This window comes from Colwellia psychrerythraea, assembly GCF_000764185.1.
GTDB classification, from domain to species: Bacteria; Pseudomonadota; Gammaproteobacteria; order Enterobacterales; family Alteromonadaceae; genus Colwellia; species Colwellia psychrerythraea_B.
In genome coordinates, this window is record NZ_JQEC01000021.1 from 1 (window position 1) to 16,430 (window position 16,430).

The 16,430-nt window shown below is 35.2% G+C and carries 19 protein-coding genes; all 19 read left to right on the plus strand.

The window, feature by feature from the left end; genetic code table 11:
• The first annotated feature begins 54 nt into the window (after positions 1–54).
• The 19 genes from GAB14E_RS13500 (at position 55) to GAB14E_RS13410 (ending at position 16,233) form a co-directional block, all read left to right on the plus strand.
• A protein-coding gene (locus GAB14E_RS13500) for an IS3 family transposase (protein ID WP_156115705.1) occupies positions 55–1,235 on the plus strand; the annotation gives its coding sequence in 2 pieces (ribosomal slippage) (positions 55–340 and positions 340–1,235; 1,182 coding nt in all).
• A gap of 126 nt (positions 1,236–1,361) precedes the next feature.
• Positions 1,362–1,847, plus strand: a complete 486-nt coding sequence (locus GAB14E_RS13495; protein ID WP_033081992.1) for a GNAT family N-acetyltransferase — start codon at positions 1,362–1,364, stop codon at positions 1,845–1,847.
• Between the two features lie 938 nt (positions 1,848–2,785).
• Positions 2,786–3,322, plus strand: a complete 537-nt coding sequence (locus tag GAB14E_RS13485; RefSeq protein WP_033081994.1) for a hypothetical protein — start codon at positions 2,786–2,788, stop codon at positions 3,320–3,322.
• A gap of 251 nt (positions 3,323–3,573) precedes the next feature.
• The gene (locus GAB14E_RS13480) at positions 3,574–4,467 is read left to right on the plus strand and encodes a helix-turn-helix domain-containing protein (protein ID WP_033081995.1); all 894 of its coding nucleotides are present in this window, start codon (positions 3,574–3,576) and stop codon (positions 4,465–4,467) included.
• Between the two features lie 102 nt (positions 4,468–4,569).
• Positions 4,570–4,860, plus strand: coding sequence for a putative quinol monooxygenase (locus GAB14E_RS13475; RefSeq protein ID WP_033081996.1), 291 nt, complete (start codon positions 4,570–4,572; stop codon positions 4,858–4,860).
• Between the two features lie 127 nt (positions 4,861–4,987).
• Positions 4,988–5,902 (plus strand): hypothetical protein, encoded by a 915-nt coding sequence (locus GAB14E_RS13470; protein WP_033081997.1) that lies wholly within the window; start codon positions 4,988–4,990, stop codon positions 5,900–5,902.
• A gap of 115 nt (positions 5,903–6,017) precedes the next feature.
• Entirely contained in the window at positions 6,018–6,599 is a 582-nt protein-coding gene (locus tag GAB14E_RS13465; RefSeq protein ID WP_033081998.1) for a GNAT family N-acetyltransferase, read from the plus strand.
• A gap of 87 nt (positions 6,600–6,686) precedes the next feature.
• Positions 6,687–7,136 (plus strand): GNAT family N-acetyltransferase, encoded by a 450-nt coding sequence (locus GAB14E_RS13460; protein ID WP_231562019.1) that lies wholly within the window; start codon positions 6,687–6,689, stop codon positions 7,134–7,136.
• Positions 7,126–7,308 carry a DUF711 family protein gene (locus GAB14E_RS25655; RefSeq protein WP_197061184.1) on the plus strand — a complete coding sequence of 61 codons (183 nt, stop codon included), beginning with the start codon at positions 7,126–7,128 and terminating at the stop codon, positions 7,306–7,308. The genes GAB14E_RS13460 and GAB14E_RS25655 overlap by 11 nt, the downstream gene beginning before the upstream one ends.
• Before the next feature lie 180 nt (positions 7,309–7,488).
• A complete protein-coding gene (locus tag GAB14E_RS13455) occupies positions 7,489–8,121 on the plus strand; it encodes a LysE family translocator (RefSeq protein WP_033082000.1) in 633 nt (210 codons plus the stop codon).
• Between the two features lie 173 nt (positions 8,122–8,294).
• A complete protein-coding gene (locus tag GAB14E_RS13450) occupies positions 8,295–8,666 on the plus strand; it encodes a hypothetical protein (RefSeq protein ID WP_033082001.1) in 372 nt (123 codons plus the stop codon).
• Between the two features lie 237 nt (positions 8,667–8,903).
• A complete protein-coding gene (locus GAB14E_RS13445) occupies positions 8,904–9,140 on the plus strand; it encodes a hypothetical protein (protein WP_033082002.1) in 237 nt (78 codons plus the stop codon).
• 129 nt (positions 9,141–9,269) lie between these two features.
• Positions 9,270–9,716, plus strand: a complete 447-nt coding sequence (locus tag GAB14E_RS13440; RefSeq protein WP_033082003.1) for a GNAT family N-acetyltransferase — start codon at positions 9,270–9,272, stop codon at positions 9,714–9,716.
• A gap of 130 nt (positions 9,717–9,846) precedes the next feature.
• Positions 9,847–10,050, plus strand: a complete 204-nt coding sequence (locus GAB14E_RS13435) for a hypothetical protein (RefSeq protein ID WP_033082004.1) — start codon at positions 9,847–9,849, stop codon at positions 10,048–10,050.
• A 462-nt stretch (positions 10,051–10,512) separates the two neighbouring features.
• On the plus strand, positions 10,513–10,827 hold the full coding sequence (locus GAB14E_RS13430) for a hypothetical protein (protein WP_033082005.1): 315 nt from the start codon (positions 10,513–10,515) through the stop codon (positions 10,825–10,827).
• A gap of 110 nt (positions 10,828–10,937) precedes the next feature.
• Positions 10,938–12,347 carry a M20/M25/M40 family metallo-hydrolase gene (locus GAB14E_RS13425; protein WP_033082006.1) on the plus strand — a complete coding sequence of 470 codons (1,410 nt, stop codon included), beginning with the start codon at positions 10,938–10,940 and terminating at the stop codon, positions 12,345–12,347.
• 659 nt (positions 12,348–13,006) lie between these two features.
• Complete coding sequence (locus GAB14E_RS13420) at positions 13,007–14,908, plus strand: flavin monoamine oxidase family protein (RefSeq protein WP_033082007.1); 1,902 nt, start codon at positions 13,007–13,009, stop codon at positions 14,906–14,908.
• A 77-nt stretch (positions 14,909–14,985) separates the two neighbouring features.
• Positions 14,986–15,768, plus strand: coding sequence for a helix-turn-helix transcriptional regulator (locus GAB14E_RS13415; RefSeq protein ID WP_052093628.1), 783 nt, complete (start codon positions 14,986–14,988; stop codon positions 15,766–15,768).
• Positions 15,769–16,005: 237 nt separating this feature from the next.
• Positions 16,006–16,233 carry a hypothetical protein gene (locus GAB14E_RS13410; protein ID WP_033082008.1) on the plus strand — a complete coding sequence of 76 codons (228 nt, stop codon included), beginning with the start codon at positions 16,006–16,008 and terminating at the stop codon, positions 16,231–16,233.
• Positions 16,234–16,430: the final 197 nt, after the last annotated feature.

Genomic DNA, 16,430 nt, shown 5'->3' on the forward strand with positions numbered 1-16,430 from the left:
TGATCTTCCCCCGATAAAACGGACACCAAAATCTAACTAAAGATGAGGTGTCTTATGCCTAAGTACAACAATCCAAGACGAACTTGGAAGTATTCAAATGACTTCAAAGTCAACGCTATTCAATTAAGTTATGTTGTTGGCGTCACAATAAAATCAGTCGCTGAAAAACTCGACATACACCCGTTTATGCTGTCACGATGGCGAAAAGAATATCGTGAAGGGATCATTGTGGCTGATAAACGAAAAAAAGTGGCTGGCCAATCAAAAGCCAAAAAAGTACTTACCAAAGAACAACAACTAGAACGTGAAAATAAACAGCTCAAGGAGGAGCTGTATATCCTAAAAAAGTGGCAACGGTTTCTTGCCGAGGAACATCAAGCCGATATCGATTCATCGAAAAACTCAGAGCCGACATAAAGGTAACGAGATTACTGAAGTTTTTTGATGTTTCTAAAAGTGGCTATTACGATTGGTGTGAACGTCAACCAAGTGCTAGAGCGATAGAGGATGTTGAACTTAAAAAGAAAATTCAGCAAATATTCACTGAGAATAAAGGACGCTATGGTAGTCCCCGCATATTTAAAGCCTTGCAAAAGCAAGGATACAGCATAGGTAAAAAACGTGTTGAACGCTTGTATCGTGCACTTGGCTTGGTCGCTCGAGTGATGCGCGTGACGACACGCTCTGCGTTTTATAAGCGCTTCCTTACGACAGGTAAAAACTTACGACCTGATGGTGAAGTGCCATTGGTTAAAAATAAAGTATGGGTAGCAGATGTCACGTATTTGAAAGTGAAAGGTATATGGCGTTATTTATCGGTAATAATGGATTTATATTCACGGCGTATTATTAGCTGGAGTTTAGATAAAAAGAGAACGATGGAAGTCACCAAACGAACACTAAAAAATGCAATAAAGAACCGAAGACCTCAAGGTGGTTTAATGCTGCATACAGACCGAGGTGTGGAATATCGAGGTAATGTTTTTCAAACGGCTTTAAAACGAGCAGGTATTACACATAGCTTAAGCCGAGCGGGTAAATGTACTGATAATGCGCATATGGAGTCATTTTTCCATTCAATGAAGACCGAAGTTATTCGCGGTAATGTATTTAATAGTGATAAAGAACTGCGCGGAACACTTGGAAGTTACATTAACAAATACTACAATGTTTCGAGGCTGCATTCAGGGATAAATTATTGTTCGCCAATAGAATATGAAGCCCTGGCAGCGTGAAAAAAAATGTGTCCGTTTTATCGGGGGAAGATCAACTGCTAACAGTTTTCTCGGTTCCGCTTCGCTTCACATTTTAGCCAACTAAATTTTGCCCCTTAACAGGGCGTTGGTTTCAGGAGGTTAATTATGTCTATTAGCTTAATTTCAGAAAATTCATGGAATAGTATTCTAAAAATTCAAGAAGAGGCTTATACCGATATTTTACCTGAAGATATAAATGTACTTAAAAGTAAGTGGATTTCATCCCCCAAGACTTGTGCTGTTTACTTAAATAATGATAATAAGATCTTAGCTTATCTATTAGCCCATCCATGGGCGAGTGAAGTACCACCTAAGTTACATGAAAAGAGCCAGATTACTAATAGCATAAATCTATATTTACATGATTTGGCTTTAGCGCAAGAGGCAAGAGGCAAAGGTATAGCTAAGAGCTTAGTAATTAACTTAATAGATAAGGCCAAATTACAGGGCTTCGCTAAAATATTTTTGGTTGCTGTTCAAAGATCAGATATTTTTTGGGCTAAGTTTGGATTTATAGTTATACCTAATGCGTTAATTTGTCCTAGTTATGGGGATTATTCCAAATTAATGATATTAGAGTTAACGACATAAGGGCATTCAAGTCGGACAAATTACAGTTGGCTTTTTGTTCGAGCCTCACTTACTTAGCCAACTAAAAATTTCCGCTTAAAACGGCGTTAGGCAGTTAGAGTATAGGTATGTACTGGATACAAATTTTTAAATTTAGCGCTATTTTATTTTTCCTAATTTTTTGTTGGGTGTATTCTTCGGTTACTTTTTATTAGATAACTTATATGAACCAGTTAATTACTATTTTTTATTACAAATACTAACTTCATTAATAACAACCTATGTAGTTTATGTATTTGTAAAAAATTTACCTGATCATCATCTGCTAAACGTATTAGTTGTTACATGTGCCAATTATTTAATACCTCTTTCCATTTTCGTCTACTTGATTGGTTTAGAGTATTTCTTAGGAATGGTTTTGTTTGAGTTCTTTTTGTATTTATTTAGTGTTGTTGTTGTAGGTTATAAAATTGCATTACATAATAAAAAAGATGGCTAATGTACAACTGCCTAACAAGGCAATCAAAAGGACTAAAAAAAGTTGGCTGCCGTTCGTACCTCACAATTTTAGCCAACCATTACTTAGCCTGTTATTAGGGGGTTAGTTGCCCGCACTAAATGAGTTGAATTTATTCTGCTTATTCAGTGTAAACACGTAGTTTCGTGTCTGGTTCAATCTTTGGTTTGGCAATGGAAGTGCCGCAACAATCACTCTTCCTTTTTGCTCAATCCAGTTTTCGCCTTTTGCGTTTATGTGTTCAAACTAGCTTTAGTTTTTAAGGCTCAAAGTTCGGGCTTTAGTGTGTTGCGCGGGAACATTTTTGGTTCCTTTTATAAGGCGCATGAGTAAGGTAATGTATTGATATTGCGGCTTATTTTAAGTCGATATGACTGGCGGGGCAATTAAGTTTGTCCGCTCTTGGGCATTATGTAAAATAATATAAGGCTGTATTTACATTATGAAGAAAATTGTTGTTTTATTGCTTTTGTGTGTGGGACTAATTTACACCTGGAAAGGTGTTACTCCAGACAAAAGACCTGATTGGTTTGTTAAGTTTGTACAAACTATAAAGTTCACCAACAAATCTCTAGCAATTGATATTGATGAGGATATAAACGCTTCTGAAAACATGCTACTAGAAAAATTTGACCATCTGTATTTTGCGTGTAGAACCGTAGCAAGCTCTCTTGGGGATAGACAATGCTGGTCATACATTTCACATTTCAACGAAATACCTGCAAATAGTTTTGATATGTACTTTAAGAATGATCGACTCAATTCAGTAGGAGTTTATTTTGATACTCAGAACTATGACGAATTTAGAAGTTACCTTAATAAAAACTTTTCTTATGTCGGCTTTGCGCCTAACCCAACAAATAATAATAAAATAGTAGTATGGTTCTCAAAGACCTCACAGATAGGCTTACTTTCTGAGAAGCCTGTCAACAAAGAAACAACGCACATTTTTATAAAAAAACATGATAGGCTCGAATAAATATATAACAAGTGACTTAAACAAAAAAATTACAGCTTGCTCGGGATTTGGTGTGTAGCGCGGGATTATATTTTGTCCCTTCCGTAAGTATAGAAACATGGTAACTTGTTGTTAATTTAGTGGCTTTAAACCACAGGAACTAACAAGGCAATAAAAATGGACACTGAGTTTGCTCGCGCTACGCGCATTTTAGCCAATCATTACTTAGTGGCGTTATGTGCTCTTCATGCATCCCCATACTTGAGGTGGTAATGAAAACTGTATCAGAATATAGCCAAAGAAATATATTGATAATTCCTCAATCTTTATATGATATGAGCGACATTCAGCAATTAATGTATGACGGAAATTCAGGGGTTTTTTATAAAGATCTAAAACAAGATTTAGTTGATGTAGAGTTCTATACAAATATTCCCTGTGTGGTTTACATTGAAAGTGGGCAAGAAACAATTACGACCTCTGACAATAAAACACATGAATTACCTGCCCGTACTGCAATATTTTTACCCCAAGGGCTTAATCTTCATTCTGATTATGTAAAGGTTACTGAAAATTTAAAAGCTTATTTGATTTTCTTTACGGATGATGTGCTCACTGATTTCATTAGCGCTAAAAAAACAAATGAACTAAATAAAGGTGATCAGCCTGAATTACTAAAAATTCAATGTGATAGTTTAATTGAAGTGTATTTTAGTTCTCTTCAGCTATTGAAGAAGAAAATATGTAATTCACCTGCACTCGTTAGAATTAAGCTGCTTGAATTTTTACATCTGTTAAGTTTATATGATGAACGCATTTTTCAAGCAGCGTTTCAATCAAGTAAAACATCAAATTCCCCAAAACGAAACCTCACTCGTTTATTAAATAATAGCGACATACTTAAATTAACCATCAGTGATTTAGCTAATTTATCAGGCAGGAGCAATTCTACTTTTACCAGAGACTTTAAAGCTATATATGACATAGCCCCTAAGCAATGGTTACAAAATAAAAGATTAGACCGTGCTTATGAACAATTGACGAATACAGAATTAACTGTTACGCATGTAGCCGCAGATTTAGGCTATGAAAATGTATCTCATTTTATTAAATCTTTTAAAGAAAAATACAACATAACACCGAAGCAATTAAAGCAAAGTAATTGATTAAAAAACGTCATTTTTGTCTATTTATGAGTAGTTTACTTTTTCGCTCGTGATTAAATAACCACTGTTAATTAATTAATTAATCAATCAACGGAGTAAATAATGAGCGTAAGAGTAACCCTTAATTGCCAAATAAAACCTAAACAACTTGAAGTATTACTGCCTTTTTTAGAAAAAAACTTACCTAAAGTTAGAGGATTTAATGGCTGCATGAATGTGACTGTTTATTTTGATAAAGATAGTTCGGAAATGTTACTTGAAGAAGAATGGCGTAGTATTGAGTACCATCAGACCTATATAAAACATATTGATAATAATGGTATATTAGGTGACTTAGCTGCATTTTTAGCGTCGGCTCCTGTTATTAAATATTTACAAAAAGCTGAAATTTAAACAGGTGAGTATATAAAATGAGCACTTAACAATAATTTAAAGCGGGACAAAAAACAGTTGGCTTTTGCTCCGGCGTTGCTTATTTTAGCCAACAATTATTTGCCTCTGAATGAGGCGTTGGCTTTAAATGGATTTAGCAATGCATATCTCAAAAATACTCGTTTTACTGACTCTAATCTTCTCTTGCTTTGTAAATGCAGGGGCGTGGGAGCAAAGAAGAAGCACTCTCGAAAAAGTCGCTGTATATGACGAGTTTAGAATTTTTTATTCCTTATCAGGAGTAGATGAACTTCCTAAAAGTCGTCGAGCTGATCTTAACCATAATAAAGTACCTGATTTCATCGAGAGTATAGGTAAGAGACTTACGGATTCTAATCGATTCTTTAAATACGACGTTGGCTTAAAGAGCCCTTTGAAAAGTAATCGATATATAGGTCGTGCTCATTATATTGACGTTAATGTATTAGATTTCTCTAATAACCCAAAAGGACCTAAAAATGGAGTTGCTTATGATGGTACTCCTAAATTCAACCGGTCTTTAGTCGGTCAGTCTTCCGTAAATGTTCTTGCTATTGATATTTTTGGGGGAGTAAACCTAAACACTAATACAGTGGAACATGAACTATTTCATTTGTACCAAAATGGATATACTTATTTTAAAAATCGATGGTATACCGAAGGAACTGCACGTTGGTCTGAGCTAGTAATAAAAGGTCGTATTGGAAAAGGTAGTAATCTACCTAAGACTATAAATGAAAAAGAGAAGTTATTTAAAAAGTCGTATAAGGCTAACTTTTTTTGGAATGAGTTATTTCTCATTACAGATAAAAAAAATCTTGGTAAACGTTTTATTAAGTATTTATTAGAAGAGCTTGATAATGCCGATGATATCGCAGCAAGAGCACGGGGAATCAATAATAAAAATTGGAAAGAATCTGAACAAAGAAGTAATAAAAACAACTTTTATATATGGCAGGCAATCGCTGATGTTAGTAAAAAGTTTTCTCATTCAACGGAAATACACAATTTAAGCCGACTGTAAATTAAGCTTAAGTCACTTAAAATGACAAAATAGTTGGTTTTTTCTCTTTAGTCAATTATTTTAACCATCTACTATTTACCTCTTAGTGAGGCGATATATTTAATGGAGGATTTAGGTGAATTTCCCAGAGTTAGAAACATCTCGTTTAATGCTGACTAAGCTATCAACGAATGATAGTCATGCGCTATTAAACATCTTTTCAGAAGAGGACGTTGTCAAATTTTACGATATAGACGTTTATGATTCGGAAGATCAATCGTTAAAACTAATTGAATTCTTCAATACTCGCTTCAGTGAGGCTGTTGGCATTCGATGGGCTATTCGTATAAAAGGTACTGGTAAGTTAATTGGCACCTGCGGCTTTAATTCATGGAACCAAAAGATGAAAAATGCAGGTATCGGTTACGAATTATCTTCTAAATATTGGGGATATGGTTATGCCACCGAAGCCTTACACAAGATTATCGATGCAGCCTTTTCTAATCAACTACCTTTTGGTGAACTCCATAGAGTCCAAGGCGATACCATGCTTGGTAATACTGCCTCAGAGTCTGTCCTGAGAAAACTTGGATTTAAAGAAGAAGGTGTCCGTCGAGCTAGTGGTTACTGGAAAAATGAGTTTCACGATTTAAAATGTTATGGCTTATTGAAGCCAGAGTTCAAAGAAATATGGCAAGAACAAACCGTAATCATCTAACTAAAAGGGCAAATAACATTTGGTTTTTGCTTCTTGGTCGCATATTTAAATTTTAACCAACTAAATTTTCTCATTAAGGGGCGATATGTGCCCAATGGAGTTCGTAGTATGATATTAACTAATCCTTTACCGCCAGAAGACGACGATTTCGAAGCTTTAAGAGCAGGTCTCACCGAATTTAATGAATCGTTTACAGGTGCCGTATTTAGAGAAAAGATATCGTCTTTTATAAAAGATGACTCAGGTAAAATTGTTGGTGGTATTCTTGGCGAAATTAATTGGGGATGGCTACATATTCAAGGTCTTTGGGTTGATGAATCGATTCGGAAGGGTGGTTGGGGAACTAAACTATTATCACGAATGGAATATTATGCTTTATCTAAAAACACTAGCAGTATTCGTTTGGAAACCACTACATTTCAAGCATTAGATTTTTATATTAAATCAGGCTATGCGGTATTTGGTGAATTACCTAATATGCCTCAAGGATACACGAGTTATTTTCTGCAAAAACAAATAGGTACTTGTGTTAACTGAAGTTACAGGGCTTGCTAAGGATAGTATTATTTCACATTTTGAGATACGTTCATTATTAACATACAGCTCAGTATGCGGAATTGGGTTAGCTACCGTGCCAATTCCGGCTAATACACCATCAGAAGTGATTTCCGGGGTAATGATCGATACAGGAAAATGGCATATCGTTTGAATAAACCACTAACTGCTCTTCTATTCCCTGTTTCTTAGATATTTGGTAGGAAAAACTCTATTAGTTATTCAATGGTACGCTAAATAGTTGGCTTTTGCTCCAACGTCGGGTATTTTAGCTAACCATTACTAAGTCGCTTGGCGATGCGTTGGTACTCTTCAATAATATCGAGATACTTGCATGATATATTTTTCTATTTTACCTATATTTTTCACCGCTATATTCTTTCTAGCAATTTCACTAGGTCCAGACCTAGTTCTTATTTCTACTTATTCTTCTACAAAAGGTTTCAACGCTGGATTAATGATATCTATTGGTGTTTTTAGTGCAGGTTTATTGCAAACATTACTCGTTGCTTTTGGCTTAGGGCAATTGATGCAATCCATTCCTATGCTTGCCTATGCGATAAAGATAGTTGGGGCGTTATATTTAAGTTATTTGGGCATAAAAATGCTACAAAGTTGGTATCGCAACAATCTTAAAAGTGGTCAAATTAAAACTACTGAAAACTTAACTAACGTTAGCCTTATTAATAAAGGCTTCTTAAATAACTTACTTAACCCAAAGGCGTTATTATTCTTTAATTTTTTTTTACCGCAATTTACGACAGGAGATGGTTCGCTTTCGGTACAAATTTTAATACTTGGTATTATGCTGAGCTGCTTTGCTTTATTAGTTAACTGTGCATTTTCAATAACATTTAGTAAATTCGGTAAACTAGTCGGCGATAAATTAAATTTGGGGCGTCACATAGATGGTTTATTAGGCATTATCTTTCTAGGATTGGCAACACGCTTAGCAACGAGTAAGTAACTAGATGCTAATATGCTGATTTCTCGAATAAATTCATTGTACTAGATAAGGACTTAACAATATTTCGAGGTAAGAAAGTATCATAAAGATTAAACTGTTAAAATCACATTAAACAATATTGTTTAAGTCACTATGTAAAACGTGCTATTAAGGCATTTAAACGGAGTAAAAATATGCGTTCATGGAAGTTTGTTCTATTAATTTTTGTTTTTTTATCGGTAAATAGTTTCGCCGATGTTCATATCGCCGGTATTTGGAAGCATAGCCAAAAACCAGCATGGTTTGATATTACATTTGAATCAGGCGAAGGTTCACTTTCTGTTAAACGTCATGACAATAATGTAAAAGCCGTAGGCCTTAATGTTATTAAGAGTATTAAGCCGAATGTAAAACAGTCATCTCAATGGCTTGGACAAATGTATTCTGCGGCTGAGGATGGCTATGTTGCAGTTAAGCTAATTTTAATTAATGCATCAACCATCGTTGTATTTGAAAGTAGCGATGTTAAAAATTCAAACGAAATACTTCGAATAACGAAAGAATGATCAACGAATAACAAGTTGAATTTAAGTCTCAGATGTACAGTTAGCAAGTGCTTAATGCATTTTTAAAATTGTACTTTGCTGGCTTGCGAAGCGTTATACTCTATAAATTCACTACCAATGTCTGATGTATTTATTACATTTCTTACATATTTATAGCATTAATTAAACATTTTAAACCATGGTTGTTAGTTACAATCGTAGAGACAACAATGATATAACCATCTAAAAGGACTTAAAGTGAAATTACTATTACTGATAATTATGATAATTATGATGAGTGGGTGTTCAATATACCCCGTTATAAATGTCCCCTTAGATCGTAACCAAGGCATTATTTATGGCTACGATGAGATATCTTGCCGTAGTGTTAAATTGACTTGCTCAGTAAATAATAAGCAAGGGGTGCCAAGCTCTCCCAAAAACTACACTGAATGGAAAGATGAAAATGGCAAGGCCATGTGTAGTTGTAAATAGAATATATCAAGCATTTAATCTGGACAAAAGAGGGTTTGGGTCCATTTTAACTCATTTTTTTGCTAACTATATTTTGATATTTAATATGGTGTTAACTCTGAATATAATTTTTTTAAGGTAAGTTGGTGTATGATAAAAAAACTTGATAATTCGCGTGAAGCAGTAGCAAATCAAATTTTTACTATTTTTCAAAGCTCTTATAAAATTGAAGCCCAGCTTATAGGCGAACTTGATTTCCCGCCATTATTTCGAAGTGCTAAGCATATAAAAAATGCTGAAACACTATTTTATGGTTTTAGTGAAAATGAATGTCTCGCTGCGATTATAGAGATATCTGTAACAGAAAAGCACTTAGCCATTGATAGTTTAACGGTAGAGCCAAACTATTTTAGGAGAGGTATTGCAGACAAATTGATAAGTTATGTTCTAACCACATTTGAATTTTGCCAAGCAACCGTTGAAACCGCTGTTGTAAATACACCTGCAATTAACTTATATAAAAAACATGGCTTTGTAGAGTTTAAAAGATGGACTCCATCTCATGGCATTAAAAAAGTCGCATTGTCGATAGGGTAAACTTTCGAACCAGAAAAAATGACATAGCAGTTGGTCGACTCTACTTGATGGTACATTTTTAGCCGGTATAAGTTAGCCAACGATTAACCAGCCCTAATCTGGGCATATTATGTAAAAAGGATTTATGTGTATGGATATCAACATGACTCTATTTGGTCAGCTTATTATTGTTTCAATGTTTTTCGTCGGAGGCTTAAGTTACTACTTAGGAAAACGAAAAACCTCCACACCTAAAATTGCGACACTCATTGGAGTATTGTTATGTGTTACTCCGCCATTAAATATTGTTTATTTAATTATTTTAATGCTAAAAAATGATGAAATGGCAAAGTAAGTCACTAGCTCTTTTAAGGCACGACATAAAGGGTTCAATTATAGCTAATGTAGCACTCATTCTTTCTTTTAATGCTGCTATATATTTTGACTATGCTGATGGTGGGGAATTTACCTGTGCATAATCCGTCAACCTTATTAGTTGTGCATAACCTCGTTATTGCAAAAGAGTTTTACGTTAACTTACTCAGCCTTTAAAGACCCTTCAGGTATTGTTCATGAGTTAATGGAATTTACTAGCGAATAAACGTATCGAATATATATTTTACCTTGTCTGTTCACATTCCTTTCCTTAATGAATCGTTTTTTGTCATCAATAAATGGTTACTTGGCTTAAGCTAACTGTTTACTCGCGTGCATTCACGGTACAATATGCCTTTAAGCATCCATGTATTAACTTGCTTTACCGTACACTTGGTGCCTTTAGCATCGTCATCTAACCCTATAAGAGCTAAATAACTTAATGAAACCATATACAAATACAGCAGAATTAATTGAAACTTTAGCGTTAGAAATAAAATCACTGACCGAAACAATTGCCACGTTACAGCAAGAGCCTCAAAGCTTTAATGAACAAATAATCTTTAAATATATTGATACCGCAAGTACGGGTAAAACTAAAGATTTTGTCCGTTCATTAGGCATTAAGTCTGAACGAGGTTCATTATTTTCATCAGGTGATGTAAGTAAATTAATTAAAAGTGGTGCTGATGATATTTCTCCAGAGCTTTTGGCGATAGCACGACAAGTGGTGGGTATGAAAAAGAACAAACGCTAATTTTCTCAGGTGGCCAACAATTAACTGGACCACGGATAACTTTAAAAAGTTAACTTTAAAATATTAAGTTTAAACATAAACATAACTAAAATACCGATAGGTTTTATTCAATGAATAATCGATTTACCTCCATAATATCAGGAGTGATTTTTGCTTCAATAAGCTTAAATGTCTCACAAGTATTTGCCCAATCAGATAACTTTTCGGCCAAGCAACTAACACAAGTTCAAGAGATAAAACAGCAAGCGCTTAACAGTGATTTGGCTTGGGATTTGGTTGAGTCTTTAACCACAGAAGTGGGTCCAAGAATGCCGGGTACACTAGGCGATGAAGCTGCTGTCGCTTGGGCGATAGCAAAGTTTAAAACCTTGGGCTTTGATAAAGTCTGGACCGAACCTGCTACTTTTCCTAAATGGATCCGTTATTCTGAGTCGGCTGAAATTGTCAGTCCGGCACCGCAAAAATTACACATTACCGCTTTAGGTAATAGTATAAGTACACCTAAAAATGGCATTGAAGCTCAAGTTATTGAATTTAAAGACTTAGCAGAATTAGAAAGTGCACCTGAAAATGCAGCCAAGGGAAAAATTGTTTTTATTAATTACCGTATGAATCGAGATCGTGACGGTAATGGTTATGGCCCCGCGGTTCAAGCACGTAGTCGTGGCGCTATTGTTGCCGCACAAAAAGGTGCTGTTGGTTATGTAATGCGCTCAGTGAGTACGGCTTATCATCGCTTTGCTCATACTGGTGGTAGCCATTATAAAGAGGGAGTTACTAAAATTGTTGCTTCTGCAATTTCAAACGCTGATGCTGATCAATTACATCGTTTACTCGCCTTAGAAAAACCAGTAAGCATCAATATTAATGTGCAAGCTAAATCGATGGGTGAGGGCACTTCTTATAATGTAATTGCTGAGTTTACCGGCGACAAATTTCCTGAACAGCATGTACTTATAGGTGGCCATTTAGATTCTTGGGATTTAGGTACAGGTGCATTAGACGATGGCGCAGGTGTTGCTATCACAATGGCGGCAGCTAAACTTGCCGTATCAAATGGCAAACCAAAACGTAGTATTCGGGTAGTATTATTTGCTGCAGAAGAGTTTGGTTTATGGGGCGCAAAAGCCTATGTCAAAGCCAATGAAAAAAGCATCTCAAATATTGTTGCTGCTGCAGAGTCTGACTTTGGCGCGGATAAAGTATGGGCCTTTGATTCAAACGTACATACCAGTGCTTTACCTTTGATAAGTGAAATAGCGGCAATGATGCAATCTCTTGATGTTAAGTTTCTGGCTAAAAATACTGCCGGTGGTGGTCCAGATTTAATTCCATTTAGAAAGTATAAAATCCCAGCGTTTGGTTTATCACAAGATGGTACTGACTATTTCGATTACCACCATACTGCGGATGATACCTTAGATAAAATTGACCCTGCAAAATTACGTCAAAATGTAGCAACCTATGCAGTATTTGCTTATATGACGGCAAATGCTAAAACGCGTATTACGGGAAAATAAACGAGTGAATTATCCGCTGGCTTGAATTTTATCAACCATAAGCACAAACCAGTTTTTTGTGTGAATTAAATAATAAAAGCACTGATCAATAGTTCAGTGCTTTTTTGTATTTACCGCTATATTAGATGGGTGACAAACGAGTTTATGATTGAAATATATAACGTGTTACTGCTGATTGGCTGAACCATACCTTGCTTTGCAAATAGAGCTGTATTAACCCCATTTATATTTATCCTATCTATAAATGTCAGATAACTATCGTACTTATCTACGGTCATTCGTTCTAGGATAGACTGTATGAAATATTATCATCACAACATTAAACCCTCCATAATTAACCTTTAATTAACCTACTGTTAACAAATAATCAACTATATAAATTGCTTTATCTTAAAAGCTATGCCAATTTTGTATAGGAAATTATTTTTTTTACAGGAGGTTGGGTCTTCACCTATGGACAGGAAGATTAACTTAAGTATCTTTCATTTCAATAAGTGTTTTGTTAACTAATGCTAATAATGCCTTATTTAATCGAAGTATATAGCTTGGCTCAAACCAACAAAAAAGCAATTTTTTTTCACCACTATGTTCAATATGTTTATTGTCATTTGGGACATAATATAAGCAAGTATTTAACATCTACCAAAAGGAATAGGACAATGTCATTTTTTTCAATACCACATGGAGTTTATAGAACTCACGATAAAAATTCTGATTCAGCTTTTACCCCTGAAACTATGATTGATATGTTGTTTGATTATAAAGATTTCTTAAATACAAATGATAATAAAAGTGGTTCAATCGCTTCACAAGGACCAAATACAGTTAAAAAAATTGCCATAGTGGGAGCCGGTGCTGCTGGTTTAGTCGCCGCATATGAATTATCAAAAATTGATAATATTGAAGTTACCTTATATGAAGCCGGTGATCGCTTAGGTGGTCGGATGGATTCAACCGAAATTCCAGATGGTACTTTAAATAACAAAATATTTGAAATGGGCTGTATGCGTTTCCCACCAACGTCTCATACTTTATATCACTATCTAGATAAGTTTAAATTAAAACCGGTAGCTAATTTTCCAGACCCAGGCGTGGTGAAAACTGAACTTCTGTATGAGAACCAAGTTATTGAATGGCCAGCTGGAGATAAAACACCAAATAACCCTGATTTTAAACGAATAGGTAGTGACTTTAGCAATATGCTAACTTTTATATTAGGCAGTGCCAGCCAACCTAATATTAAAATACCAAGTAAACTTTTCGATTTTTGGGCAATCTATCAAACCAGCCCCAACCAAAGCAATAAACAAGCTGTTGTTAATGCTTGGCAATTAATTATAAATCAATATAACTCAACTACTTATTTTGATGCTGTATATGAGTTAGGCCAAAATACTGCAATAGTTAAACAGCCATGGACTCAAGAGGATATGAATAAATTTGGCGCACTTGGTGTCGGCTCTGGTGGGTTTGGCCCGCTGTATAGCGTTAACTTTGTTGAAATATTAAGACTTTTCGCCAACGGCTGGGAAGATAATCAAGAGTTACTACTCTCTGGTATTATTTCGCTGGTTGATGCCTTTAGCAACGCTATTGCCGACAAAGTTAAGGTTAGATTAAAGAGTAAAGTAACCCAAGTTGATAAACTTGATCACGATCAGTATTCGATGGAAATCAACGTAGCAGGAGGGGCTAGGTGCACCGAACAGTATGATTCAATTATTATCGCTACCACAACACGTGCTATGGAATATATGGGATTGACTGTTGATGGCGTCAAAAATAGCAATGGTATTTTACAAGGACCTCCCGCCATATTACAACAAGAGCCAAAAGAAGCTATTAGAAATCTACACTTAATGAACTCTTCAAAATACTTCGTTACAACGAGCAGTAAATTTTGGTATGCCGCTAATAACCGTACCGGTGTCGATCTGCCGTTTAATATACAAACTGATGAATTAATGCGTGGTCTGTATTGTTTAAATTATGATGAAAATTTAGCTAATGGTGAGCCTAATACTGCAGGTAAAGGTGTCATATTAATCAGTTATGTGTGGGGAGACGACTCGACAAAATTATTAGCGTTGAGTGAGCAAGAGCGATTCCAACAATTTTTATTAGCCATCAGAGCAATTAACCCTATATTTGCTGAACTTCTTGAACAACAAGTAGAGCAAACCCAAACAATTGACTGGGAAAATACCAGTAATTTTTATGGCGCTTTTAAACTTAATTACCCCGGACAAGAGCAAGATAATCATGCTGCCTTTTTCCAATATCAAGCGCAAGAGCAAGGTGTTTTTCTCGCTGGGGATAGTGTTTCATGGGCTGGAGGCTGGCTGGAAGGTGCTATGCCTACAGGAGTAAATGCGGCTTGTGCTGCAGCCGCTTATGTGGGGGCAAATATTGCAGTGAATTCGCCATTAACAGATATAGCCGCAGATATGTATAAATATGATAACCCACCGATAACTGAATCGTTCTCCCTGACACAAAATATTATGCCAAAGCTTAAATCACATTCGATTCGTAAAAAGGATAAAGTTCTAGAAATTTGATTAGCATAGTTTCATTCAATTAATTAAGGGAAAGGCGGTGAGCCTTTCCTGTAATCATCATAATTTAGGGAAATGTTATGTACTTGAGTGTTAAGGAACGTAATAAAACATTTAAACTTATTGAAACATTAGGCCAATCGTTAGATTCAAAAGTAATGAGAAAATCCACAGGTTTTGCGCTTTTAGACATATTAAAGTCTGACCAATTTGCTTCATTTGTCTGGAATGATGAGGGAAAATATTTTGACAAAGGTGTCTGCATTAATATATCTGATGACAATATAGCGAGTTATAGTGAATATTATCAAAAGAAAGACCCTATCACTGGCAAATTGAGTGTCAGGCGAAATGCAACGTTAGTTAATGAAATAATGCCACAACAAGACTTACTTAAAACTGAATTTTATAACGATTTTTTAGCAAAAGATGGATTACATTATGGCATTAATCTCTATGCCTATACGGGTAATAAAAATGTCGGCGACTTCAGGGTTTGGCGTAAAAAAGGCCGTAACAATTTTGATGAAAAGTCAGCTTATATTTTAAATCTTATCAAACCCTATTTCTGTAATGCCATGAGTAATATTACCCAGCATGAAGCTGTATTAAATCATGCCGCCCAGCAAAATAACCATCCTGATAGAATTGATGTTAATAAGCTTATGCTGAAGTTTTCACTAACTAAAAGAGAAGCCCAAATTACCTTAGAAATTTTGCAAGGTTATAAGGATGATGACATTGCGACAAAATTACATATAGCATTTTCAACACTTAGAACACATATAAAACATATTTTTTATAAACTAGAAGTTAATAATCGTCCTTTATTGATACGTAAAGTATTTTGTGAAGCGCATTAGCTTAACTGTAAAATAGACTGTTTGATTTGCCACTGAATTAAATATTACTTCCTCGTAAAAAATAAAAACCTTTCAAAATAATATGAAATATCCCCATAAATGGGGATATATTCATCGCTATTTTAGTCCTATTATTATATTTAACAACTCGCAAGAAACGCTAGATACAGCAATTATACTTGGCAGTAAAGGCTTAGCTAAATTAGCCAGTTACCAAATCAACTAAAGGGCAATCTAATGGCAAACTACATGACTCAACCTATGAGTGCAGCAAAAACAATAAAAATTACTTACTATCGAAAACAATCCCAATCTCACCCAAGCCACGAAGAGACGGGTGCATTCACTCTTGCCGCTGAAAGTGATTATTCAAGATTCAATAATATACCTGCGGATGAGGTTGATATAGGCACTTTTAAAAGCAGTCAGGGTGTACCAACCGCAGGCAAAACACACAAGATTTGAAACTGTAATCTTACCAAAATTAAATACAATTTCAGTGTGAAAATTTAGACGTTATGAAGAGGCTCTATCCGGTTTCGCTTGTTTAATAGAAGGCGAAACTGGTTCAGGAAACCGATATCGGTCAGTTTAACAGCTGATGGGTATCAAGTTTGGCGGGTATGGCTATTAAATAATAGCAATACTTGAAATGGCTATAA